General features: G+C 42.5%; 23 protein-coding genes and 2 other annotated features. Of the genes, 3 read left to right on the forward strand and 20 right to left on the reverse strand.

All coding sequences use genetic code 11. The features are described 5' to 3' along the window. Positions 1 to 102: 102 nt before the first annotated feature. The 8 genes from ACXAD1_RS19270 to zapA all read right to left on the reverse strand — a co-directional run bounded on the left by ACXAD1_RS19270 (position 103) and on the right by zapA (position 9,914). The gene (locus tag ACXAD1_RS19270; protein WP_206839028.1) at positions 103 to 876 is read right to left on the reverse strand and encodes an enoyl-CoA hydratase; all 774 of its coding nucleotides are present in this window, start codon (positions 874 to 876) and stop codon (positions 103 to 105) included. Between the two features lie 41 nt (positions 877 to 917). Then, entirely contained in the window at positions 918 to 1,502 is a 585-nt protein-coding gene (locus tag ACXAD1_RS19275) for a TetR/AcrR family transcriptional regulator (RefSeq protein WP_206839029.1), read from the reverse strand. Positions 1,503 to 1,791: 289 nt separating this feature from the next. Next, on the reverse strand, positions 1,792 to 3,495 hold the full coding sequence (locus tag ACXAD1_RS19280) for a long-chain-fatty-acid--CoA ligase (RefSeq protein WP_474910789.1): 1,704 nt from the start codon (positions 3,493 to 3,495) through the stop codon (positions 1,792 to 1,794). A 631-nt stretch (positions 3,496 to 4,126) separates the two neighbouring features. Further along, on the reverse strand, positions 4,127 to 4,534 hold the full coding sequence (locus ACXAD1_RS19285; RefSeq protein ID WP_206839031.1) for a DUF350 domain-containing protein: 408 nt from the start codon (positions 4,532 to 4,534) through the stop codon (positions 4,127 to 4,129). A gap of 70 nt (positions 4,535 to 4,604) precedes the next feature. Beyond that, on the reverse strand, positions 4,605 to 6,962 hold the full coding sequence (locus tag ACXAD1_RS19290; protein WP_474910790.1) for an endonuclease MutS2: 2,358 nt from the start codon (positions 6,960 to 6,962) through the stop codon (positions 4,605 to 4,607). Between the two features lie 29 nt (positions 6,963 to 6,991). After that, positions 6,992 to 8,710: a DNA polymerase/3'-5' exonuclease PolX gene (gene polX / locus ACXAD1_RS19295; protein ID WP_206839033.1), complete on the reverse strand. Its 1,719-nt coding sequence runs from the start codon at positions 8,708 to 8,710 to the stop codon at positions 6,992 to 6,994. 393 nt (positions 8,711 to 9,103) lie between these two features. Beyond that, on the reverse strand, positions 9,104 to 9,646 hold the full coding sequence (locus ACXAD1_RS19300) for a CvpA family protein (RefSeq protein ID WP_206839034.1): 543 nt from the start codon (positions 9,644 to 9,646) through the stop codon (positions 9,104 to 9,106). Between the two features lies 1 nt (position 9,647). Next, complete coding sequence (gene zapA / locus ACXAD1_RS19305) at positions 9,648 to 9,914, reverse strand: cell division protein ZapA (RefSeq protein WP_009333202.1); 267 nt, start codon at positions 9,912 to 9,914, stop codon at positions 9,648 to 9,650. Between the two features lie 261 nt (positions 9,915 to 10,175). On the opposite strand from zapA, the gene rnhC reads away from it, so the two are divergent. Next, complete coding sequence (rnhC, locus tag ACXAD1_RS19310) at positions 10,176 to 11,114, forward strand: ribonuclease HIII (protein WP_474910791.1); 939 nt, start codon at positions 10,176 to 10,178, stop codon at positions 11,112 to 11,114. Between the two features lie 16 nt (positions 11,115 to 11,130). On the opposite strand, the gene ACXAD1_RS19315 is transcribed toward rnhC, so the two are convergent. From ACXAD1_RS19315 to ACXAD1_RS19330, 4 genes are all read right to left on the reverse strand, one after another. Next, entirely contained in the window at positions 11,131 to 11,322 is a 192-nt protein-coding gene (locus ACXAD1_RS19315; protein WP_474910792.1) for a hypothetical protein, read from the reverse strand. 4 nt (positions 11,323 to 11,326) lie between these two features. Further along, positions 11,327 to 13,741, reverse strand: a complete 2,415-nt coding sequence (gene pheT / locus ACXAD1_RS19320; RefSeq protein WP_474910793.1) for a phenylalanine--tRNA ligase subunit beta — start codon at positions 13,739 to 13,741, stop codon at positions 11,327 to 11,329. Between the two features lie 63 nt (positions 13,742 to 13,804). After that, on the reverse strand, positions 13,805 to 14,842 hold the full coding sequence (pheS, locus tag ACXAD1_RS19325) for a phenylalanine--tRNA ligase subunit alpha (protein WP_206839037.1): 1,038 nt from the start codon (positions 14,840 to 14,842) through the stop codon (positions 13,805 to 13,807). 65 nt (positions 14,843 to 14,907) lie between these two features. After that, positions 14,908 to 15,208, reverse strand: a binding site (T-box leader). 76 nt (positions 15,209 to 15,284) lie between these two features. Further along, positions 15,285 to 16,034, reverse strand: a complete 750-nt coding sequence (locus tag ACXAD1_RS19330) for a TrmH family RNA methyltransferase (RefSeq protein WP_474910794.1) — start codon at positions 16,032 to 16,034, stop codon at positions 15,285 to 15,287. Positions 16,035 to 16,175: 141 nt separating this feature from the next. Between ACXAD1_RS19330 and sspI the strand changes: the two genes are divergently transcribed. Continuing rightward, positions 16,176 to 16,382 (forward strand): small acid-soluble spore protein SspI, encoded by a 207-nt coding sequence (sspI, locus tag ACXAD1_RS19335; RefSeq protein ID WP_206839039.1) that lies wholly within the window; start codon positions 16,176 to 16,178, stop codon positions 16,380 to 16,382. A gap of 39 nt (positions 16,383 to 16,421) precedes the next feature. On the opposite strand, the gene ACXAD1_RS19340 is transcribed toward sspI, so the two are convergent. Continuing rightward, positions 16,422 to 17,507, reverse strand: coding sequence for a M42 family metallopeptidase (locus tag ACXAD1_RS19340; protein WP_206839314.1), 1,086 nt, complete (start codon positions 17,505 to 17,507; stop codon positions 16,422 to 16,424). A gap of 108 nt (positions 17,508 to 17,615) precedes the next feature. Continuing rightward, entirely contained in the window at positions 17,616 to 18,107 is a 492-nt protein-coding gene (locus ACXAD1_RS19345) for a dUTP diphosphatase (protein ID WP_206839040.1), read from the reverse strand. 141 nt (positions 18,108 to 18,248) lie between these two features. Here ACXAD1_RS19345 and ACXAD1_RS19350 point away from each other — a divergent pair, with 141 nt between their 5' ends. Then, a complete protein-coding gene (locus tag ACXAD1_RS19350) occupies positions 18,249 to 18,662 on the forward strand; it encodes a sigma-w pathway protein ysdB (RefSeq protein WP_206839041.1) in 414 nt (137 codons plus the stop codon). Between the two features lie 29 nt (positions 18,663 to 18,691). Here ACXAD1_RS19350 and ACXAD1_RS19355 read toward each other — a convergent pair whose 3' ends face one another. From ACXAD1_RS19355 to thrS, 6 genes are all read right to left on the reverse strand, one after another. Next, positions 18,692 to 19,261, reverse strand: coding sequence for a TVP38/TMEM64 family protein (locus tag ACXAD1_RS19355; protein WP_474910795.1), 570 nt, complete (start codon positions 19,259 to 19,261; stop codon positions 18,692 to 18,694). A 63-nt stretch (positions 19,262 to 19,324) separates the two neighbouring features. Further along, entirely contained in the window at positions 19,325 to 19,597 is a 273-nt protein-coding gene (locus ACXAD1_RS19360; protein WP_474910796.1) for a DUF1294 domain-containing protein, read from the reverse strand. 124 nt (positions 19,598 to 19,721) lie between these two features. Further along, complete coding sequence (rplT, locus tag ACXAD1_RS19365; RefSeq protein WP_053434161.1) at positions 19,722 to 20,081, reverse strand: 50S ribosomal protein L20; 360 nt, start codon at positions 20,079 to 20,081, stop codon at positions 19,722 to 19,724. A gap of 26 nt (positions 20,082 to 20,107) precedes the next feature. Continuing rightward, positions 20,108 to 20,308 carry a 50S ribosomal protein L35 gene (rpmI, locus tag ACXAD1_RS19370; RefSeq protein ID WP_009333215.1) on the reverse strand — a complete coding sequence of 67 codons (201 nt, stop codon included), beginning with the start codon at positions 20,306 to 20,308 and terminating at the stop codon, positions 20,108 to 20,110. A gap of 15 nt (positions 20,309 to 20,323) precedes the next feature. Continuing rightward, the gene (infC, locus tag ACXAD1_RS19375) at positions 20,324 to 20,827 is read right to left on the reverse strand and encodes a translation initiation factor IF-3 (protein WP_206839046.1); all 504 of its coding nucleotides are present in this window, start codon (positions 20,825 to 20,827) and stop codon (positions 20,324 to 20,326) included. Positions 20,828 to 21,004: 177 nt separating this feature from the next. After that, positions 21,005 to 21,128 (reverse strand) — a sequence feature (ribosomal protein L20 leader region). Positions 21,129 to 21,382: 254 nt separating this feature from the next. Beyond that, positions 21,383 to 23,314, reverse strand: a complete 1,932-nt coding sequence (thrS, locus tag ACXAD1_RS19380; RefSeq protein WP_474910797.1) for a threonine--tRNA ligase — start codon at positions 23,312 to 23,314, stop codon at positions 21,383 to 21,385. Between the last annotated feature and the right edge of the window lie 45 nt (positions 23,315 to 23,359).

Genomic DNA, 23,359 nt, shown 5'->3' on the forward strand with positions numbered 1-23,359 from the left:
CTTAACCAAGGAATCTTCTGAAGATTAAATCATCCGCATACAAGACTATTATAATAGATTATGAGGATGAATGTAATCATTCAGCACAAATCTTTTAAAACACTATTTTCCGGTAAAGCTTGGTTCACGTTTTTCAATAAACGCAGATATGCCTTCCTTGCCATCTTCGGAAACAAATACTTCTCCAAACAATTCTGCTTCTTTTTTAACACCTTCGTAGAATTGCCCTGTCTTTCCGTAGTTTAAGAGCTCAATGGCCGCCTTAATCGAGCCAGGACTCTTCTTGGCAATCTTCTTTGCCATATTATAAGCGTTGTCCAAAAGCTGATCCTCAGGATAGGCATGGTTAGCCAGGCCATATTGCACTGCCTCAAGCCCGGTAATCGGGTCACTTGTAAAAAGCATTTCTGCTGCACGCGCAGCACCGACATAGCGGGGAAGCCGCTGAGTTCCGGCAAAACCAGGAATTAAACCAAGCTGAAGCTCTGGTAGACCCAGCTTTGCGTTTTCAGCTACGAGACGGAAATGACAGCCCATGGCGAGCTCCAGGCCGCCGCCCAACGCTGCTCCATGAATCGCTGCTATAATTGGCTTAGGGAATTTTTCCATTCTTTCAAAGAGATCCTGTCCATAGGTCGCCAAGCTTGAAAAATCTTCTCCGCTTTCTATGGTTGTAAATTCTTTAATATCAGCACCTGCTGAGAAGAATCTGCCTTCCCCATGAATAAGGATTACCCTGATTTCTTCATTATCTTCAACTTCATCCAGGACAGCTGAAAGCTCTCTCAATAGACCTGATGAAAGAGCATTCGCAGGCGGACGTTCAATAGTAATCGTCGCCACGAAGTCCTGATGGGACCATTTTAGATATTCCATCTTATCCCTCCTGACTATATTTATGGAGCACTTTATCTGCCTCAAAGTTTTCCGCACCCGCCGATCAAAAGTTTATGAACAGGCTTCGCCAATGCAATAAGATCATATTTTTGCTCATTCATTACCCATGTGGTCACTGTTTCATCCATGGTGCCAAAAATCATCTGGCGCGCCAGCCTAATGTCAAGGTCAGCTGGAAATTCACCGCTTTCCCTGCCATCAGCAAGAATCCTTTCCACTAAAGCAAGGTATCCTTTGAGCACCTCATTAATTTTATGGCGAAGGTCTTTATTGGACTGCCTCAATTCGAGCTGGGTTACAATTGCCAGGTGCCTGTCTTCTGAGAGCATTCTAAAGTGTGATTCTACCATCATTAATAGTTTCTCTGCAGCTTTCTCTTTTCCTGCAATTTTTTCTTCAATTTTCTCAACAAAGTAGCCCATTTTATCCTGAAAGAGGGATATTAATATATCTTCTTTGTTCTTAAAATATAAGTATATGGTGCCATCAGCGACACCAGCCTGTTTGGCAATTTTTGATACCTGTGCCTGGTGATAGCCATTTTCAGCAATCACAACTACAGCTGCATCAATAATTTGCCGGTATTTAGGCTTTGTTTTTTTCAAGCTGTTCCCTCCTTTCAGAATAAACAGGTGTATTGATTTTCATCGAGCATCAGGAATGGAGTAATACCATTCCTGATGCCAGGATTTGCCAATCAACTTAGTTTATTTTTTGAATTTAAACATCGGTCTAAAATGAATGAATAATCATTCATATTTTTATAATAGTAGGACAATTCATTTGTGTCAAGAAATTATCCCTGGAAATATAATTTATTATTACATTTCTTAAATGCCTGGACAAGCTTATTGGCTCAAAAATAAAGAGCCGATCGAAAATCGGTCTCTGAAGTTAAGCCCGCTTTTCCTCTTCTTCTTTTAATTTCTTTTTTTCTTCATCTACTAATGCCCTTCTCAGAATTTTTCCAACAGCTGTCTTAGGAAGCTCCTTGCGGAATTCATATAACCTTGGAACCTTATATGCTGCAAGATGCTTTCTTGCAAACAGATTCAGTTCTTCTTCCGTTGCTTCTTTGCCCTCTTTCAGCACAATATATGCTTTTACTGTTTCTCCGCGATATGGGTCAGGTATACCTGCAGCAACCACTTCCTGCACGGCTGGATGCTCGTATAGCACTTCTTCTATTTCACGCGGATAAATATTGAATCCCCCTGCAATAATCATATCTTTCTTCCTGTCCACTACATAGAAGTATCCATTCTCATCCATATAGCCAAGGTCACCTGTCAGCAGCCAGCCATCCCTTAAGGTCTGTGCTGTTTCTTCCGGGCGGTTCCAATAGCCTTTCATTACCTGAGGACCTTTAACTGCAATTTCACCAACTTCTCCTGCCGGAAGCCCTTCTCCCGTATCCAGTGAAAAAATGGCAGCATCTGTATCAGGCCAGGGGACACCTATACTGCCTTTGACCCGGGGGCGGTCCCATAAGAAATTCGCATGTGTAACAGGTGAAGATTCCGTCAAACCATAGCCCTCGACAAGCTTTCCCCCTGTTATTTCTTCAAATTTCTGCTGGACTTCAACGGGCAGGGCAGCAGATCCGCTGATGCAGGAGTCTATGGAAGATAAATCATATTTTTTAATATCAGGATGGTTCAATATTCCAATATAAATAGTTGGGGCACCAGGGAATAAAGTCGGCCTCTCTTTATGAATAGTTTTCAGGGTCGTTTCCGGATCAAATTTCGGAAGGAGGACCATTTTGTGAGCATCCATAACAGATAAGATCATAACTGTTGTCATTCCATACACGTGAAAGAAAGGAAGTATGCCCAGCACTGTTTCTTCGCCGCGCCTGCACTTATAAAGCCAGGCTTTACACATGGCTGTATTGGATACCAGATTGCTGTGCGAAAGCATGACGCCCTTTGGAAAACCGGTTGTACCGCCTGTGTATTGCAGTAATGCCAAGTCTTCTTCAAAATCGAAGTCATGGATTTTCAGAGGTTCCACCGGCCTTTTTAAAATCTCCGTCAGCAAATGGTTATGCCCTTCATGTTTTACATTTACGACAATGCCATACTGTTTTTTCTGGATAAAAGGATATATTAGATTTTTAGGGAATGGAAGAGCATCTTTGATAGCGGTTACAATTATATGCTTCAATTCTGTCTGCGGCATCACTTTGCTCACTCTCGGAAATAAGATATCCATTGTAATGATTGCTTTTGCTCCTGAGTCTTTCATTTGATATTCCAATTCCCTTTCCATATACAGCGGGTTTGTCTGGACAACAACCCCGCCAGCCATCAGAATTCCATAATAGCTGATAACAGACTGCGGAGTATTCGGAAGCATAATCGCCACGCGGTCTCCCTTTTCAATTCCAAGCTTCTGCAAATATGCAGCTAGCTTCAGGGAAGAGTCATATATATATTTATATGTGACTTCCTTTCCCATAAAGTGGATGGCTATTTTCTCTGGAAATTCTTCTGCAGCATTTTTCAAATAATCCTGTACCGGCTGTTTGGGATATGACAAGGTTGAGGGGATTTCTGCCGGATATTGCTTAAGCCATGGTTTCGCTTCTGCCATTTTGTCCCTCCTTTGTTTCATGCCCATCAGAAAAGCGCAAGCGCCTTGCCCACCCCCGACAAGCACAAGACGAGCCTCCCGGAAAGGCGTTCTTTGCCTTTTGGGAGGATTGCCCGAAATGTGAAGGCGACTGTCCAGGGGCGACAGGCATAAGACGGTTCCTGTAAAAAGGCGTTTTTCCTTCTGAAAGGAAACGGCTTATGATCCCGAGTCCCTATGAGCCGCAACTAGACAAGCTTGTGACCTCGAGGGGGTAGGCTGCTTGCGCTAGACAGTTATCGAAGTTCAAAGTTTCACTTGCTAAACTTTTAGAAAAACGATGGACACCTTCTGAACTTTTAGAACATTCTAACTGTTCGACCTTATTATAATATAATGCTGGTTCTATGACAATTAGAATAAGACCTTACACTCAGGAAGATATTTTTTTCAGAGGGCTGTCCAGCCAATCGGGGATATTCTTTTTAATGGGCACAATAAAAAAATCGCCCTATATACTGGCGATTTTCCCATATCCCTATTTCACAAAAATATTATGTTAGGAAAAATATATAAATGGCCCCTATAAGAATAAACACTCCGCTAAGAACCAGCAGAACCTTCGCTAACTTTTCCAATGTTAATTCTCTCCTTATGATAAACCTGCACCGATGACATATGACAATCCGATTGACAGCACCATGGAAATAAAACCGACTGCTTTGTTATTATTTTCAATTTCTTCGTCAATTCTAAACTTAGGTGTTAAAAATTCAAATATGAAATAGCCGATCAATAAAAGAAAAAATCCAAAAATTCCCCAGGTAATCATTGTCAGCAAGGTATCATTATGCATGATGGAATGCCTGAAGATATTTGCAATTCCAAATATTTTCCCGCCGGTCGCCATTGCTACAGCGATATTTCCATTTTTGATTTCTTCCCAATTGCGATACTTGGTAACTAATTCAAAAATAGCTAAAAAAACAATCATACATAAAATGACAACACTGTAATAAGCAGCTGTCTGAATAAATTCATTTTCCCAAAATTCTTTCATTTCCATTCTCCCCGCTGGAATTAAGTACCCTCTCCCCTAATCAAAAACAAAAGGGGAGGGGCTGGCAAAGCTATTTAAATTCAACGACTGTAACCCCTGTGCCGCCTTCTCCTGCTTCACCAAATCGAATTTTTTTAACTGACCTGTGATTTTTTAGATACTCCTGAACACCCTGCCTCAAAGCCCCAGTTCCTTTACCATGAATGATGGAGACACGTGGATATCCAGCCAAAAGGGCATCATCTATATATTTCTCCACTCTTAATAGTGCGTTTTCATATCGTTCGCCCCGTAAATCAAGTTCAAGGCTCACATGAAAATCTTTGCCTTTTACGGTTGCAACTGGTTTTGTTTCAACAGGTTTTGGACTCTTGATATATTCTAAATCCTTCTCGGCAACTTTCATTTTCAAGATGCCGATTTGAACCTGCCATTCATTGTCAGACACCTTTTCAAGCAAATGCCCTTTTTGCCCGAAACTCAGAACTTTTACCTCATCACCTGCTTCAAAAACATGTTTATTATTGATTGGCTCTAATTTATTCTTTACCGAGCTCATCTGCGGTGCAGCATCGGACAGGCGTTTCTTTGCTTCTATCAGCTCATGTTCCTTTACTTCAGCATGTTTCTCCATGCGCATTTTTCTTAAGTCACGGATAATTTCTTCTGCTTCTGCCTTGGCTTTCTCAACGATATTCCCGGCTTTCTCTGCTGCCTTCTCATGCATTGCATCTTTTTGCTCATAAAATTCAGCCATTTGCTTTTGCAGATCTTTATGAAGTTTTTCTGCACTTTTCAAAAAGTCATTGGCTTCTTCCATGTCAGCCTCTGCTTGTCTGCGGCTTTCTTCTAGTGATGCAATCATATTTTCAACCTGATTTGTATCTGCTCCGATATAGGATCTTGCGGTATCAATCACTTGATCATTAAGCCCAAGCCGTTTTGATATTTCAAAGGCATTGCTTCGGCCCGGAACCCCAATCAGCAGCTTATAGGTTGGACTTAGCGTTTCAATATCAAATTCTACACTGGCGTTGATAACTCCTTCTCTGTTATAGCCATAGGCCTTCAGTTCAGGATAATGAGTTGTGGCGATAACTCTTGCCCCCCGCTTGTATACTTCGTCAAGAATAGAAATCGCCAGGGCAGCACCTTCCTGCGGATCGGTACCTGCACCAAGTTCATCGAATAATACCAGACTATTGAAGTCAACCTGGTCAAGAATTCCCACAATATTAACCATATGCGAAGAGAAGGTGCTCAAACTTTGTTCAATTGACTGTTCATCTCCGATATCAGCATAAACATTTCCGAAAACAGCCGTTTCAGAACCATCAAGCGCAGGGATCTGCAGACCGGCCTGAGCCATTAATGTGCAAAGCCCTACTGTTTTTAATGTAACTGTTTTACCGCCGGTATTTGGTCCTGTAATGACAATGGTAGAATATTCAGATCCGAGCTTAATATCATTTGCCACTACTTCATCCATAGGAATAAGCGGATGCCGGGCTTTAAATAAGGAAATTTTCCCTTCATTATTGATTTTTGGCTTGGAGGCTTTTATGCGTTTACTGTACCTGGCTTTTGCAAACGTAAAATCGACTTCTCCAAGCACATCTACAATGGTTTCCAGTTCACTGCTATTATCAGCGGTCTGTCCTGAGAGCACTATTAGAATCCGTTCGATCTCCTGCTGTTCTTTTACCCTGATGCCCTGTAATTCATTGTTCAGCTGGACAATGGACGCGGGCTCAATGAATAATGTCTGGCCGGATGAACTTTGGTCATGGATAATGCCTCCATAATGCCCCCGGTATTCCTGCTTTACAGGTATGACAAATCTGTCATTGCGGATTGTAATAATCGCATCGGAAAGCATTTTTTGTGCGCTGGAAGACCGAATCATGCTCTCCAGCCGCTCCCTTACGCGCGATTCTTTTGTGCGGAGCTGATTTCGAAGGGAACGGAGAGTCTCGCTTGCACTGTCAAGAACTTCCCCATTATCATCGACCGCATTGCGGATAGCTGTTTCCAAATCGGCCAGGACGATAATTTTATCTGTATATCCCAATAGGATCGGCAGGCTGCTTTCTTCGTCGGCAAATTCCTCGATAAATCTTTTCATCTGCCTGCTTGCATGAATCGTGCTGGATATCTGGTTAAGTTCCTGGTGACTAAGCATTCCGCCAATAACCGCCCGCTTCACATGAGGACGTATATCAAAAATGCCGCCAAGCGGTACATTCCCTTTAATTCTAAGCACTGTTACGGCTTCATCTGTTTCTTCCTGCCTGCGGATTACTTCTTCATAGTCAGTTGAAGGAAGAATATTTAAGGCCTTTTTTCTTCCCAAGGATGAAGAAACATGTTCTAGCAGCTGTTCCTTCACTTTAGTGAACTCAAGTATCTTCAATACTCTTTCTTGCATGAGGATTTTCCCCTTTCATGCCCAATTTCCTACTGCCGTTCTTTTAGAAATTTGAGCAAATCTTCTGTTTCCATGGCATTTAGAACGGAATCCTTCTTGATCCATCCCTTCTTTGCCGCAGAAACGCCGATTTCCATGTGATTTAGAGTGTCTATTTTATGTGCATCAGTATTAATCACTATTTTCACACCGGATTCCTGAGCTTGTCTGATATGCTCAGAAGCAAGGTCCAGCCGGTTCGGATTTGCATTCAGCTCAAGGGCTGTATTTGTTTCCTTTGCAAGCTCGATGAGCATTTCCATGTCTACTTCATAGCCTTCCCTGCGGCCGATCAATCTTCCCGTAGGGTGGGCAATAATGTCGACATGGGCATTATGCAGCGCCGATTTCAAGCGAGCCATGATTTTTTCCTTCGGCTGTGAAAAAGAAGAATGAATGGAAGCAATGACAATGTCCATTTCTTCGAGAAGTTCATCATCATAATCAAGCGATCCGTCGGGCAGAATATCCATTTCCACCCCTGATAGTATCGTGAAATCATCGAATTGCTCATTAAGCCGCTTTATTTCTTCTTTTTGACTGCGAAGTCTTTCAGCAGTCAAACCGTTCGCCACCTTCAAGTACTGAGAATGGTCTGTTATAGCCATATATTTATAGCCGCGGGCCCTGCAAGCTTCAATCATTTCCTCAATGGAATAGGCGCCATCACTCCAGGTTGAGTGCATATGAAGGTCACCCTTAATATCTTCAAGAGATATTAATTCCATGTCTTGCGTATATTCATCCACTTCTTTCCCATCTTCTCTAATTTCAGGCGGGAAGATTGGAAGTCCGAAATGGGCGTAAAATTCCTCTTCATCTTTAAAAGTAAGGATTTCACCTGTTTCTGTGTTTTCAACTCCGTATTCACTGATTTTTTCCCCGCGCTCTTTTGCAAGCTGCCTCATTCTGACATTATGGTCCTTCGATCCAGTAAAATGATGGAGTGTTGTGGCAAATTCATGCGGCTCAACTAAACGGAAATCAGCCGATATATCATAGGAATGTTCAAAAACAACGGAAACCTTTGTATTTCCTGCGGCTATCACTTCTTTGATCCCGGATAAACTTAATAACTGCTCTTTGACAGAAGCAGGTTTGTCTGTAGCTATAATAAAGTCTAGGTCTTTGATTGTTTCCCTCATTCTCCTTAAGCTTCCTGCCCTTGAGTATTTTTCTATATCCTTCATTTCCCCCAGAGCGGCTTCTATGCCTTCTGCTATAGGCAGCATAAATGCAAGCGGCAGCCGTTCCGGTCTGGTTCCTGCATTTTCAAGGGCAGCGAGTATCTTTTCTTCCGATTTTTCCCCAAATCCTGCAAGGCCGCGGACCTTCTTATTACGGCACGCATCCTCAAGGTCTCCGGCATTTTCGACGCCAAGTTCTTTATATAGCTTGGCAATTTTCTTGCCGCCCAGTCCTGGAAGCTGAAGCAGAGGAATTAATCCGGAAGGCACTTCTTCTTTTAGTTCATTCAGAACAGAAGACTTTCCTTCTTTTATGTACTCCTCAATAACAGCAGCGGTTCCTTTCCCGATGCCGGATAACTTTGTAAAGTCTTTTATTTCTGTCAAGCTTTCATCATTGGATTCAAGTGCCAGTGCCGCTTTTCGGAAGGCAGCTGTTTTGAAAGGGTTTTCTCCTTTTAACTCCATATAAACAGCGATTGTTTCTAAAAGCCTGACAACATCTTTTTTATTTATACTCATGGAAACCACCTGCCCGTAACTGTATTCGTATCCGTATTATCTCTTATTTTGCGTTGGAACTTCAAATCTTGGCTATCTCTAAAGCCTCTTACTTAATAAGTGATGTTTTACCTTTTATATTGCCCGTTGGTTTCCACTGCGGACACTTGCTTTCCGCGGGGAGGCACAGAGCTCCTCGGCTTCGCCTGTGGGGTCTTCCGCTCCCTCTCCTCCCGCAGGACATTGAATAACCTCCCTGAGCAACACCGCACGAAGAAAATGCGAACGCATTTTCGAGGATCAAGCGTCCTCCGCTCCAACCAGCTCAGCGGATTTAGCTAGATTGTAGGTTTAAATCCACAAAACTTATATTAACAGCCTTTCAAAAAGAAAACTCCTCTAGAAATAGAGAAGTTACGCAGCCATATATTCAACCCACATTTCTTTGAGCTGGTTAGAGAGAACAGGCGTATTCTTAACCATTAATTCTGCCATAAAGGAATTATTGATCGGCCCCTGCAGCACTTCTATTGGAACCAGTGCGGCTATGTATAATAGAATAAACATGATAAGATAGACTTCGATAAATCCGAGAATGCCGCCAGCCCAAACATTCAGCTGTTTTAAAACAGGAAGATGGGCAACAAAATCAAGCATGCTTCCGATAATCTGCAGTAATATTCTTACCGCAAAAAAAATCACGACAAATGCGATGGCGCGATAGTAAGCATCTTCAAGATCTGCATTCTCAAATAACATCTGAATCGCCGAGTCACTGCTAAAACTGGGATATGGCACCCATAAGGTCAGCTTAGGTGCTAGCTCGCCGTAATACATACGGGCTACAATGAAAGCAATAATAAATCCAGTCAAATGAATTAATTGGAGGATAAATCCTCTTTTCAAGCCTATAAAAAAGCCAAAAACCAAAATAATGATAATTGCAAGATCCAGCATACTACTTTCCGTCCTTTACTCTATTTAATTCGTTTTCCAGCCGTTCCAGACGGTCTGTTAGCTTTATATAATCATTAACAGCATTGACTGCAGTCAGCACGGCTAACTTACTAATGTCGAGTGAAGGATTCTTCGAACTGATCTCACGCATTTTATCGTCAACCAGCGAAGCGACAAGGCGAACATGGCTGGAGCTCTCGGAGCCTACTATTACATATTGCTGTCCATAAATATCTACACTTGTGCGATTTCTTTGTATCTCTGACAACGTCCATGCCCTCCTTCTTTAAAGAATCCTAATCAATATCATAACATGAACGTATATTGGTGGGAAGTCAAAGCATGTCAAAAGAGCTCAGTTCTTACGAAAAGCGGAAGCGCCTTGCCCACCCCTGACAAGTTGTGACCTCGAGGGGGCAGGCTGCTTTCGCTAGACAATTATCCAAGTTCAAAATTAAGCGGAATCTTTGTGCTTTTACCAACAAAAAGCAGCAGATTCAATCAGTTAACAAAGATGAGGAGAATTAATATGAGCCAAGTAGTACTTTTAAAAAAAGCAAATGAAATCTCAGAAATGAAAGCCTATTATTCAGGCAGCCTAAATGATAAGCAGCCTCCTGGAAGCGTATTTGCTGCAAAGGTGCCAGGATGTTCGATCACTGCCTATAAATCAGGGAAAGTCCTCTTTCAGGGCAGCGGGAGTGAAACAGAGGCAAAAAAATGGGGAGATACCGCACGCAGTGCACAGCCAAACAAAAAAACCAGCCCGGCCGCTTCCAGCTTGCCGGAAAATATCAGTTCCCTTTCTGTCATAGGATCAGACGAAGTGGGTACCGGTGATTATTTTGGTCCCATCACGGTTGTTGGAGCTTACGTAAAAAAAGAGCAAATCCCTTTACTGAAGGAGCTTGGAGTTAAGGACTCCAAAAATCTGGGAGATGAAAAAATCTTTGAAATTGCAAAACAGATTAAAGATATCGTTCCTCACAGCCTGTTAACCCTCCATAATGAAAAATACAATAAGCTTCAGCAATCAGGGATGTCCCAGGGGAAAATCAAAGCATTACTGCATAATCAGGCAATCGGGCATGTTTTAGGGAAAATTGCTCCTGAAAAGCCTGAGGCCATTTTGATTGACCAGTTTGCAAAGAAAGAGGTTTACTTCAACTATTTGAAAAACCAGCAGACCATTCAGAGGGAACGGGTCCTTTTCAGCACAAAAGCGGAAGGTATCCACCTCGCAGTTGCAGCAGCCTCGATCCTGGCACGCTATGCGTTTGTGCGCCACTTTGAAAACCTTAGCACAAAGGCCGGTTTCCGGCTCACTAAAGGCGCCGGTCCGAAGGTTGATGAAGCAGCAGCCCGGCTGATCAGAGAAAAAGGGCGTGAGGCATTGCCTTCCTTTGTAAAACTGCACTTTGCGAATACTGAAAAGGCGATGAATCTTTATAACAGTAAGTATAAATGATAATGAAGCAGCCAATTTAAGGGAGATTGGCTGCTTTTTTCCTGTTTAAGAGGACCATAACTCTTTGGAATATATATTTATCGACCAAAAGCAGAGGTTTATCGGCCAGTTTTGAGTATTTATCGGCAAAAATGAGAGGTTTATCGGCCAAATGAGCTGTTTTAACGGCCAAATAAAGAAAAGGCAGCCCGAGGGCTGCCTTCCTCATTATTTTATCCTCTCAATACTGCTCCGGCTTTTTCCTTCACAGCATCCAGCACTTTATCATGCGCTTTTGTAACATCTTCATCGGTTAGTGTACGTTCAGGGTCGAAGTATTTGAGGGAGAAGGCAATTGATTTTTTGCCCGGCTCCATCCGTTCGCCTTCGTACAGGTCAAAAACATGGACGTCTTTTAATAACTTGCCGCCAGCTTCTTTAATGATTCCTTCAAGCTCGCCAGCTGCTGTTCCCTTATCTGCTACAAGGGCAATATCCCTTGTGATGGAAGGGAAACGCGGGATAGCTTCATACTGCAAAGGTGAAACTTCCTCTTCCAGGATCGCCTTTAAGGAAAGCTCAAACGCATATGTTTCTTTCAAATCAAGCTCTTTTTCCACAGTTGGATGTATTTGGCCGACAAATCCCACTGATTTACCGGAAAGCAATACTTCTGCTGTTCTTCCAGGGTGCATCCCTTCCTTTTGTGCCTGACGGAATTCAGCATTATCGGATAGTCCCAGCTTATCAAATAAGCCCTCAAGAATTCCTTTTACAGCGTAAAAATCCACAGGCTTCTTTTCTCCCTGCCATGGGTGGCTGTGCCATAAGCCAGTAACCGCTCCAGCAAGGTGCTCACGCTCTTCAGGCAGATCCTCTTCTCCATTGGAGAGGAACACCGCTCCTGTTTCATAAACAGCCAGGCTGTCGTTCTGGCGTGCAGAGTTATATTTTAATACTTCCAGAAGCTGCGGAACAATACTTAATCGAAGCAGGCTGCGATCTTCACTCATAGGCATTGCCAGCTGCACAGGCTTGCACGCTTCCAGTGCATATTGAGCCGCTTTTGCTTCATTTGTTAATGAATAAGTCACTGCCTGGTAAAGTCCAGCACCTTCAAGGTAACGGCGGACTAATCTGCGTTTATTCTGGTATTCAGTAAGATGCCCTGGGGTAGACGATCCAACCGGTAAAGTCGAAGCCAGATTATCGTAGCCAAATAAACGGCCAACTTCTTCAATAAGGTCTTCTTCAATCGTAATGTCGCCTCTGCGTGTTGGAACTGTAACAGTAATCGTATCATTATCAGTATTTGTTTCAAATTGAAGACGGGCAAATATATCCTCTACTTCTTTCATGGATAACTTCGTGCCAAGGACACGATTGATTTTTTCAAGCGTTACAGACACCACAGCAGGTTCCACTTGGAGTGCATCTGCTTCTGCAGAACCCTCAAGCACTTCCCCGCCCGCATATTGTGCAAGCAATTGAACAGCTCTATCTGCAGCAGCTCTAACTCTGTTTGGATCCACACCTTTTTCAAAGCGGGCACTTGCTTCGCTTCTTAAGCCATGGTCTTTTGAAGCTTTTCTAACCGTTGCCCCTTTAAAATAAGCTGATTCAATAAGTACATTTTTAGTGTCAGTCTGTACTTCAGAATTTGCCCCTCCCATGACGCCGGCAAGTGCAATTGGTTCTGTCCCGTTTGTTATTAAAAGATGGTCTGAGGTTAACTCACGCTTCGCATCATCAAGCGTAACAATTACTTCGCCATCGCTTGCTTTGCGGACAAGGATTTGCTTTGATCCCAGCCGGTCATAATCAAAAGCATGGAGCGGCTGGCCGTATTCAAGCAGAATGTAGTTTGTGATGTCCACCACGTTATTGTGAGGGCGAATGCCCGCCCCCATTAAACGAGCCTGCATCCATACAGGAGATGGACCGATTTTTACATTTTTCACCACTTTCGCCACATAAAGAGGATTATCTTCTTTTGCTTCCACCTGAATTTCAATGTAATCAGACGCCTTTTCAGAAGAAGTCTCAGCATGCGGCTCAGGAAGCTTTACATCTCTTCCTAAAATAGCTGCTACTTCATAGGCAACACCCAGCATGCTTAAGCAGTCAGATCGGTTCGGAGTCAATCCAAGCTCAAGAATCTGGTCGTCACGATTTAGCTGCTCAAGAGCATCCTGGCCAACTTCTGTATCATTAGGGAAAACATAAATGCCTTCAGAATATTCCTTTGCAATCAGCTTACTCTCAATGCCCAGTTCTTGAAGCGAACAGATCATTCCATTTGATTCTTCGCCGCGGAGCTTAGCGCGCTTAATTTTAAAATTGCCTGGAAGAACAGCTCCTACTGTAGCCACGGCCACTTTCTGTCCCTTATCCACATTTGGGGCACCGCATATGATTTGTACAGGCTCACCAGCTCCTGTATTAACTAAGCATTTATTCAGTTTATCAGCATTTGGGTGCTGTTCTCTTTCAAGGACATGCCCTACAACAACACCTTTGATGCCTTCATTCAAAACCTCTATGCCTTCAACTTCAATCCCGCTTTTTGTAATCTTTTCTGCAAGCTCTGCAGGTGTAACGCCTGATAAATCAACATATTCCTGCAGCCATTTATATGAAACGAACATTTATGATCCTCCTCTTTTATTGTCCAGCTCCGGCTCCTGGTACAGCCGCCTCCGCTTTTCTAATTACTCATGAATTGAAAATTGCTTTAAGAAACGAACATCATTTGTATAGAAGTGGCGAATATCATCCACACCATACTTCAGCATGGCGATTCGCTCAGGACCCATTCCGAATGCAAAGCCTGTGTATTTCTTAGAATCGAAGCCTGCCATCTCAAGAACATTGGGATGAACCATTCCGGCGCCAAGAATTTCAATCCAGCCAGTGCCTTTACATACGCTGCATCCTTTTCCGCCGCAGATTTTACAGGAAATATCCATTTCCACAGATGGCTCTGTAAATGGGAAGAAACTTGGGCGAAGACGGATTTCCCTGTCATCTCCGAACATTTTCTTCGCAAACACTTCCAGTGTTCCTTTCAAATCGGTCATTCGGATGTTTTCATCCACAACAAGTCCTTCAATTTGCATGAACTGGTGAGAGTGTGTTGCGTCATCATTATCACGGCGATACACTTTACCCGGGCAGATGATTTTAACCGGCCCTTTGCCTTCATGCTTCTCCATTGTTCTAGCCTGTACCGGTGAAGTATGGGTGCGCAGAAGAATCTCTTCTGTAATATAGAAGGAATCCTGCATATCGCGGGCAGGGTGGCCTTTAGGAAGATTCAAGGCTTCAAAATTATAGTAGTCCTTTTCAACTTCAGGACCCTCAGCCACTGTATAGCCCATTCCAATGAACAAATCTTCAATTTCTTCGATAATGCGTGTCAGCGGATGATGGTTTCCTGATTTGACAGGACGTCCAGGAAGAGTAACATCTATCTTTTCAGCAGACAGCTTTTCCAGTACTGCCGCTTCCTCAAGATGCTTCTGCTTTTCTTCAATTCCCGCAGAAATGCTGTCTCTCACTTCATTTGCCAGTGCTCCCATTTTAGGGCGCTCTTCCGCAGACAGTTTCCCCATTCCTTTAAGAACTTCTGTTATTGGGCCCTTTTTGCCCAGGTAAGATACACGGATGTCATTTAATTCTTTTAAATCAGCAGCAGTGCTGATTTTTTCCAACGCTTCAGTTTGCAGTTCCTTTAAACGCTCTTGCATCTAAAAATCCTCCTTGAAATTAATTCTTTTACTTTTTTGGCCAAAATAAAAAACCTCTATCCCCATAAAGGGACGAGGTTTCGCGGTACCACCCTTTTTAACACATATATGTACTTCATGCACGTGTTCACTTCATTGGGATAACGGCTTATGCCGGTACATCTTTACACGGAAAAGCGGAAGAGGCTCGTTCAGCCGCTTCAGCTGGACAACTCAGCAGAGCGCCAACAATACTTTTCAATGGTCCCGATGCCAACTCAGGAGGTGAATGTTCCCTTGCATTTCCTGTAAAAATGCTTTCAGTCTTAGGCATTTTCTCCCTGAAAAGGCTGACTGCAAGGTACTGGTCTCCGTCATCGTTTTGTTATTATAATTTTGCTGTTAATTATATTACATTCTTGAGGCTGTTTCAAACGGTTTTCAAAAAATTGCCGCCCTTTTTCTATTTTCTTAAATGATAAAGAAGAATTCCGGCAGCCACCGCCACATTAAGTGATTCGCTTTTCCCGAATATCGGTATATAAAGGTTTGCTGCTGTATTAGCCAGCAGCTCTTTATTAACACCATTTCCTTCATTTCCAACAAGCAGTGCAAAGGAATCAGAGGACTCATACTTCGTGTATTCCTGGGCATTTTCCAGAGCGGTTCCATAGACAGGGACTTTCCTTTCTGTCAGTCTCCCGATCCAGTCAGACAAATTCCCTCTTAACACCGGCAAATGGAAGTGACTGCCCTGTGCAGAGCGAAGCACCTTTGGGTTATATGCGTCAACGCTGCCTTCACCCACAATAATGGCATCGATACCAGCAGCATCAGCCGTCCTTATCAACGTACCCAGATTTCCGGGATCCTGGACGGCATCTATTAATAAAAACCGTTTTCCCTTTACTTCCTCAGTGGAGGGTTCCTGACTGCAGACAGCAAAGATTCCCTGCGGCGTTTCCGTATCCGCCAGCTGCCCGATGATTTCATCTGTAACCATTGTTACAGGGATGTCCCCATAATCCCATCCGGGAGGCATGTCTTTATTTTCACTAATGATTATTTCAGCTATTTGATTGGCTTTGAGTGCTTCTTCCACTAAATGAAAGCCTTCAACCAAAAAGGTTTCTGTTTTGTCCCGCTCTTTTTTAGTCAAAAGTTTCTTCCATTCTTTAATTTTTGGATTTTTTGCAGATTGTATATGCTTCAACACGGTCTCTCCTTTTATAGAAAATCCCGCACAACCGGAATTTCTTTATACAGTTTTTTCATTATAGCCTATTTGAAATACATAATAAAAGCGAAATTAGAGAAGATAATAACGAATTAAATCTGGAAGGAGTGCATCAAGGTGAATTTAAACCTGCGCAATGCCATTTTACACAATGTTTCAGGAAACTCTCAAGACGAACTTAAAGATACGATCGTAGATGCCATTCAAAATGGGGAAGAAAAAATGCTGCCTGGATTAGGTGTATTGTTTGAAGTAATCTGGAAAAACTCTTCAGAGGAAGATAAACAGGAAATGCTACACACATTGGAGAGCGGCCTAAAATAAAGTAGAAAAACTCCGGTATTAGCCCCGGAGTTTTTTCTATTATTCAAAAGTAATTTGATCAACTGTTTCCCGGTCAAGCTTCTTAATCACTTCAGCAATAAGCTTAACGGCATTTTCATAGTCATCGCGGTGAAGCATTGCTGCATGGGAATGGATATAGCGAGTTGCAATGGTGATGGAAAGTGATGGAACTCCATTATGAGTAACATGAATGGCTCCTGAATCTGTTCCGCCGCCAGCGATGGCATCAAACTGATAAGGGATATTCAGTTCATCCGCAGTGTCTGTTACTAGATCACGAAGGCCTTTGTGCGAGACCATTGATGCATCATAAAGGATGATTTGCGGACCTTTGCCCATTTTGCTCATGGCTTCTTTTTCAGAAATCCCTGGTGTGTCCCCTGCGATTCCCACATCTACACCAAATGCGATATCCGGCTCGATTTTTTGCGCAGAAGTGCGGGCTCCGCGAAGTCCAACCTCTTCTTGTACCGTTCCTACACCATATACTTCATTTGGATGATCAGCATCTTTCAATTGCTTAAGCACATCAATGGCAATAGCGCAGCCAATGCGGTTATCCCAAGCCTTTGCCAAAAGCATCTTTTCATTTTTCATAACCGTAAACTCAAAATAAGGAACCACCATGTCACCAGGTTTTACTCCCCACTCTTTCACTTCTTCACGGCTTGAAGCACCAATATCAATGAACATATCTTTAATTTCAACAGGCTTTTTGCGCGCTTCCGGGGACAAGATATGCGGCGGCTTTGAACCAATTACCCCAGTGACATCTCCCTTGGACGTTACAATCGTCACCCGCTGTGCAAGCATAACCTGTGACCACCAGCCCCCAACTGTCTGGAAGCGGATGAAACCTTTATCGTCAATGTTTGTTACCATAAATCCAACTTCATCCAAGTGGCCAGCTACCATGATCTTAGGACCGCCTTCTTTGCCGGTTTTTTTAGCAATCAGGCTTCCCAATCCATCTGTAGTGACTTCATCAGCATATGCTGTTATGTATTTTTTCATAACCTCGCGCGGTTCGCGCTCATTTCCCGGAATTCCTTTCGCATCCGTTAAGTCTTTAAGCATGGTTAGCGTTTCATCTAATTTAGCCATCATTTCGACTCCCTTAATATTTATTCAACCCTATTATACAGAACATGCGATTTAATATAAAGAATTATCAGACGGATATTTACTCAGGCTGCAGGCGGACCTTCAGGATTAGTATCCTTCATCCTGCCTTTTATAATTTACTTCATTTTTATCTATATATGCTTTTTCTATATGTGAAGAGTTAAAACCAAGCATTTTCCCTAGATGTAAATAGGCAGCAATAAGCCTTTTATAATCTGCTAGGGAACGGCTTGTCCGAAACTGTCCGATTCCATCATAGACAGACAAAAACTGGCCATTAACTGACTCTGCCTTTTCCAAAGGAACAGCATATTCCTTTTCAGTGTCAAATCCGGATTCAATTCCAAGTGATAAAATGAAATGTATACCGTCTACAAACTCTTCCAATACTGTTTCCTGAGGAGAGGATGGCTTAAGGCTCCAAAACTTGAAGCATCTTGTCTCATTTGCAAGCTCTCCCAATTCAACCAGCAGCGCAAGCACTTTACGTTCAAATAAATCTTCTTCCTCTAAACCATGGTTCGATTCTATATGGCTGTCCAGCCCTTTTTGCATTTGAAATAATAGCTGATAATTCATTTTCCACCATCCTATAAGAAATAAATGATTAATATTCATATCCTTGCCCATCAAAAAAATTATAACAAATCGCAAAAAAGTTGAAACTTTTTTTAATCTTATCCGTAAAGAAAGGAAAATAATAATGGAGGGCTGGTTAATATGTGGCTCCTGCGTATGCTATTGTTTGCTCTGATTCTGTTTCTTATATACACCGCGGTAAAATATCTGCTGAATTCTAAGAGAAAGCTCGAGCTTGCACACGAACAGAAACGATATTATTTTTGGGATGACCAGGAAAATGTCAGGAAGAACTTCCTGATTACGTATAAAGGGGTTTTATTTGAAGGCGAAAAATATCTGGGAACCACGGACAATGCTTTTGATGTGGTCTCCATTTTCATCTGGCCGCATAATACATCGGCCCTTAAAGGGATGGTAAGGGAGGACTTTCTATTTATAGAAAGAAAGATAACCGAGGCATACCCCACTGCAAAAATTGACTGGAAAAGCCCTGTAAAGGAATTTATGCATAAAACAGCTTCACCACAAGATGAAATTAAAGACCATTTATAAAAAAACGTTCGGCAGCCCCGAACGTTTTTTTATGCTGCTTTAAAGAATTCCTTCCATTTGATAACAGTCACCTTTTCCCTCAGCACAAATACTAAGACAGAAAGTGAAAGCAAAATCAGGATAATCATTGAAGAAGTGAATCGGCTGATGAATTCACCAAAAACCGTATAAAAAACAGCCAACGGCAAATTGGTGGTCCATGAATTTTTCAAATATTGGTCAAAACCCTTATGTCTCTCCATAAGACAAAAATTCAATAAATGGTAATGAATAAAAGGGATGAGCCTTAAAACCGCAACCTGGCCGACAGTTAGATTCCGATATTCCCCGAACCACCGCTTTTTTAGTAATGAAAGCTTTTGATGTGTCCTCGGCATTTTTGTAATCAAGAAATAGAAAAGAACACTGCTGATCATCAGTCCTGCAATGGAGAAAACAGAACCAAAAAAACTTCCAAATAGAACTCCGCCAGTTATGCAGACAAGCGGTACCGGAATGAATAGAAACTGCCTGATGATATGAAAAAAGATAAAAGCAATGGGAGCAAGAATTCCAGCAGTCTCTGCCATGGCAAACAATAGAGTCAATTGATCATTCATGCCTTCACCTCTCCCCGATGTCTTTCCTGCTGTTCACTAAAGCTTATGGATAGCCCTGACTGTTTATGACAAGAGAATAACCAGGTACACAAGCAAGCCTGCTTCAAGCATCGCCAGAATAGGCAGTCCCCATTTAAACTGCACATGCTTCGTTTTATGCCTGAAGGTCTTCATTCCAAGAGTCATTCCGGCAGCCCCGCTCAAAAAGGCTGTGATCCAGAGGGTTTTTTCGCTGATTCGATACTGATTCCTTTTCGCCTTCTCCTTATCAAGCTTCATCAGGTAAAAACCAGCCACATTCATAACCAGATAGATAAGAGCAATTGTATTGACCATGAGCTTTCTCCTTTAAATGTATTAAGTCTGTATTGAGCTTAAATGAAACGAAAGCTTCTGTCCATTTAAAGCAAAATAAAAGCCATTCCCACATTTAAGGGAATGGCTATTTTATGAATAATTATTACTTGCTAAGCTGCTGCTTTGCAACTGATGCTAATTCAGCAAATGCTTTTTCGTCAGCGATTGCTAATTCAGCAAGCATTTTGCGGTTAACTTCGATGCCAGCAAGCTTTAAACCATGCATTAAACGGCTGTAAGAAAGACCGTTCATGCGAGCTGCTGCATTGATGCGAGTAACCCAAAGTTTGCGGAAGTCGCGCTTTTTCTGGCGACGGTCGCGGTATGCATACATTAGGGATTTCATAACCTGCTGGTTAGCAACTTTATATAATGTATGTTTTGAACCGAAATAACCTTTAGCTAATTTAAGAACTTTTTTACGACGTTTGCGAGTAACAGTACCGCCTTTTACACGTGGCATATTATTTCCCTCCTAATTTCGAGATATTACTTAAGATTTACTAGTAAGTTACGGATGCGCTTGTAATCGCCTGAAGAAACAAGAGTTCCTTTGCGAAGCTTACGCTTTTGCTTTTGAGATTTGTTAGCGAACATATGGCTTCTGTAAGCATGAGAACGCTTCAGTTTACCAGAACCTGTTCTTTTGAAACGCTTAGCAGCGCCGCGGTGAGTTTTCATTTTTGGCATTGGGAATTCCTCCTCTTACTTGTCGTTTTTCGGTGCTAAGACCATAAACATGCTTCGGCCATCCATTTTTGGATGAGATTCCACTGCTGCAACTTCATTGCATGCCTGTGCAAATCGGATTAAAACACGCTGGCCAATTTCCTTATGCGTAATGGCACGACCTTTAAATCGGATCGATGCTTTTACTTTATCGCCTTTTTCAAGGAATTTAATAGCATTGCGAAGCTTTGTATTAAAGTCATGCTCTTCAATAGTCGGGCTAAGACGAACTTCTTTAATACTAATAATCTTCTGGTTTTTGCGAGCTTCCTTGTCTTTCTTCTGCTGCTCGAATTTGAACTTTCCGTAGTCCATGATACGGGCTACCGGAGGTTTCGCATTCGGTGCAACCAGAACAAGATCAAGATTGGCACGAGAAGCAATTTCAAGTGCGTCGAATTTTGATTTAATACCTAACTGCTCGCCGTTTTGGTCAATAAGACGGACTTCGCGGGCGCGAATGCCCTCGTTTAACAACATATCTTTGCTAATAGCTAGACACCTCCAAGGTTTAATGCGAACACAACGTTTGGGTCAAGAAAAGCGCAAGCGCCTGCTGAAGCAGACAGCTTTACAGCTGCCAGCTGCACCGGACCAAAGCTGAATCGCAAGTTATGCAACATTTCTCTTCCGGAGAGGAAGCTGAGCTGTTTTTAACCAAATAAAAAAGTGCGGATGAAAACACCCACACTTACGTATATAAACACAAAATGTTCACGTAAAACCTGCCAACTGCACTTTGCGTCAATCAGGTGAGAAGCGGGTGCTTCTTCTTTTCCTCAAACTGTATTCAATTTACCTTAGCTACTATATCACAAAGTATGATTTCGTGTCAAACGAATAACTTTTATCACAACGAAGAAAAGCATAACAAAATTATTCGCTTTTGGCAATATGATTTTAACATTTTTTCAAAATGAATTTAATGCCAACTTTCTGGTTTGCAGCAGCTGATTTGGGTATTTCAAATTCTGAGGGTTGTCACGAAGACTTCACAAAAAAAGAGCTGCAGCTCATGCAGCCCTTTTTTAATGATTATCGTTTAACTTCAGCTTTTAGTGCTGAGATGAAGTTTTCAAATGAAACCGTTTCTGATTTTTGCTCTCCATATTTGCGGACATTTACAGCTTTTTCAGCTACTTCATTGTCTCCAACAACAAGCATGTATGGAGTTTTTTGCATTTGCGCTTCACGGATTTTATATCCGATTTTTTCATTGCGGTCATCCAGCTCTACACGGAAGCCCTCTGCCTGAAGATGCTCCTGGACCTGCTTGGCATAATCAAAGTGAATATCAGGAGAAACCGGAATGACCTGAACTTGAACGGGGGCAAGCCAAGTTGGAAACGCTCCCTTATACTCTTCAATCAGGAATGCCACAAAACGTTCCATAGTGGAAACGACACCGCGGTGGATAACGACCGGACGATGAGGCTTTCCATCTTCACCTACATAAGTCAGGTCAAAACGTTCAGGAAGCAAGAAGTCCAGCTGGACAGTAGATAATGTCTCATCCTTGCCAAGCGCAGTTTTAACTTGAACATCCAATTTCGGACCGTAGAAGGCTGCTTCGCCTTCTGCCTCAAAATAATCAAGACCGATTTCATCCATGGCTTCTTTAAGCATGGCCTGTGCTTTTTCCCACATTTCGTCATCATCAAAGTACTTTTCAGTATCCTGTGGATCTCTGTAGGAAAGACGGAATGAGTAGTCATTGATATCGAAGTCTTTATACACTTCAAGCACCAGATGTACTACACGCTTAAACTCTTCCTTTATCTGGTCAGGGCGAACAAAGATATGAGCATCGTTCAGAGTCATGCCGCGTACACGCTGAAGGCCGGATAGTGCTCCTGACATTTCATAGCGGTGCATAGTTCCAAGCTCAGCAATACGGATTGGCAGTTCACGATAGCTGTGGATGCCATTCTTATAGATCATCATATGATGCGGGCAATTCATTGGACGAAGAACAAGCTGTTCGTTATCCATTTCCATTACAGGGAACATGTCTTCCTGATAATGATCCCAGTGACCAGATGTTTTATAAAGATCTACACTCCCCATGATCGGAGTATATACATGGTCATAGCCCAGTCTTTCTTCTTTATCAACGATATAGCGCTCAATATTGCGGCGGATTGTTGCCCCTTTCGGAAGCCACATCGGCAAGCCCTGTCCGACTTTTTGCGAATTCATGAACAAGTTAAGCTCTTTGCCGATTTTACGGTGGTCACGCTCTTTCGCTTCCTCAAGGAGACGCAAATGCTCAGCCAGGTCTTCTTTCTTGAAGAAAGCTGTTCCATAAATGCGCTGAAGCATCTTATTATCACTGTCGCCTCTCCAGTAGGCGCCAGCAATGCTTAAAAGTTTGAACTCTTTAAGTTTTCCAGTTGATGGAACGTGGACTCCGCGGCAGAGATCAAAGAACTCACCCTGCTCATAGATTGTCACTGTTTCATCTTCAGGAATGGCTTCAATCAGTTCAAGCTTGTATTCATCACCAATTTCCTTGTACATCTGAACCGCCTCATTACGGCTGACTTCCTTGCGGACAACGTCAAGGTTTTCATTAATAATTTTCTTCATTTCTTTTTCAATCACAGGAAGGTCCTCTGGTGAAAGTGACTCTTCCAGATCGATGTCATAATAAAATCCGCCTTCAATGACAGGACCTACCCCAAGCTTTACATTTTTATATAAACGCTTGATTGCCTGCGCCATTAGATGGGCAGTACTGTGGCGAAGAACCTCCAGCGCATCTTTTGAGTCCGGTGTTACAATTTCAACAGCTCCATCCTTTTCGATTGGACGGCGAAGATCATACATTTCTCCATCCAGCTTGCCGGCAATTGCCTTTTTCTTCAGGCCCGGGCTGATCGAAGCTGCAATATCTTCTGTTGTCGTTCCCTTTGGAAACTCCTTTACAGCTCCATCCGGAAACGAAACTTTAACAACTTCTGACATGATATTTCCTCCCTTTTTATGTTAGCGCAAGACACCTGGATCAGA

This window comes from Cytobacillus sp. ABV4_503 (genome assembly GCF_056158445.1).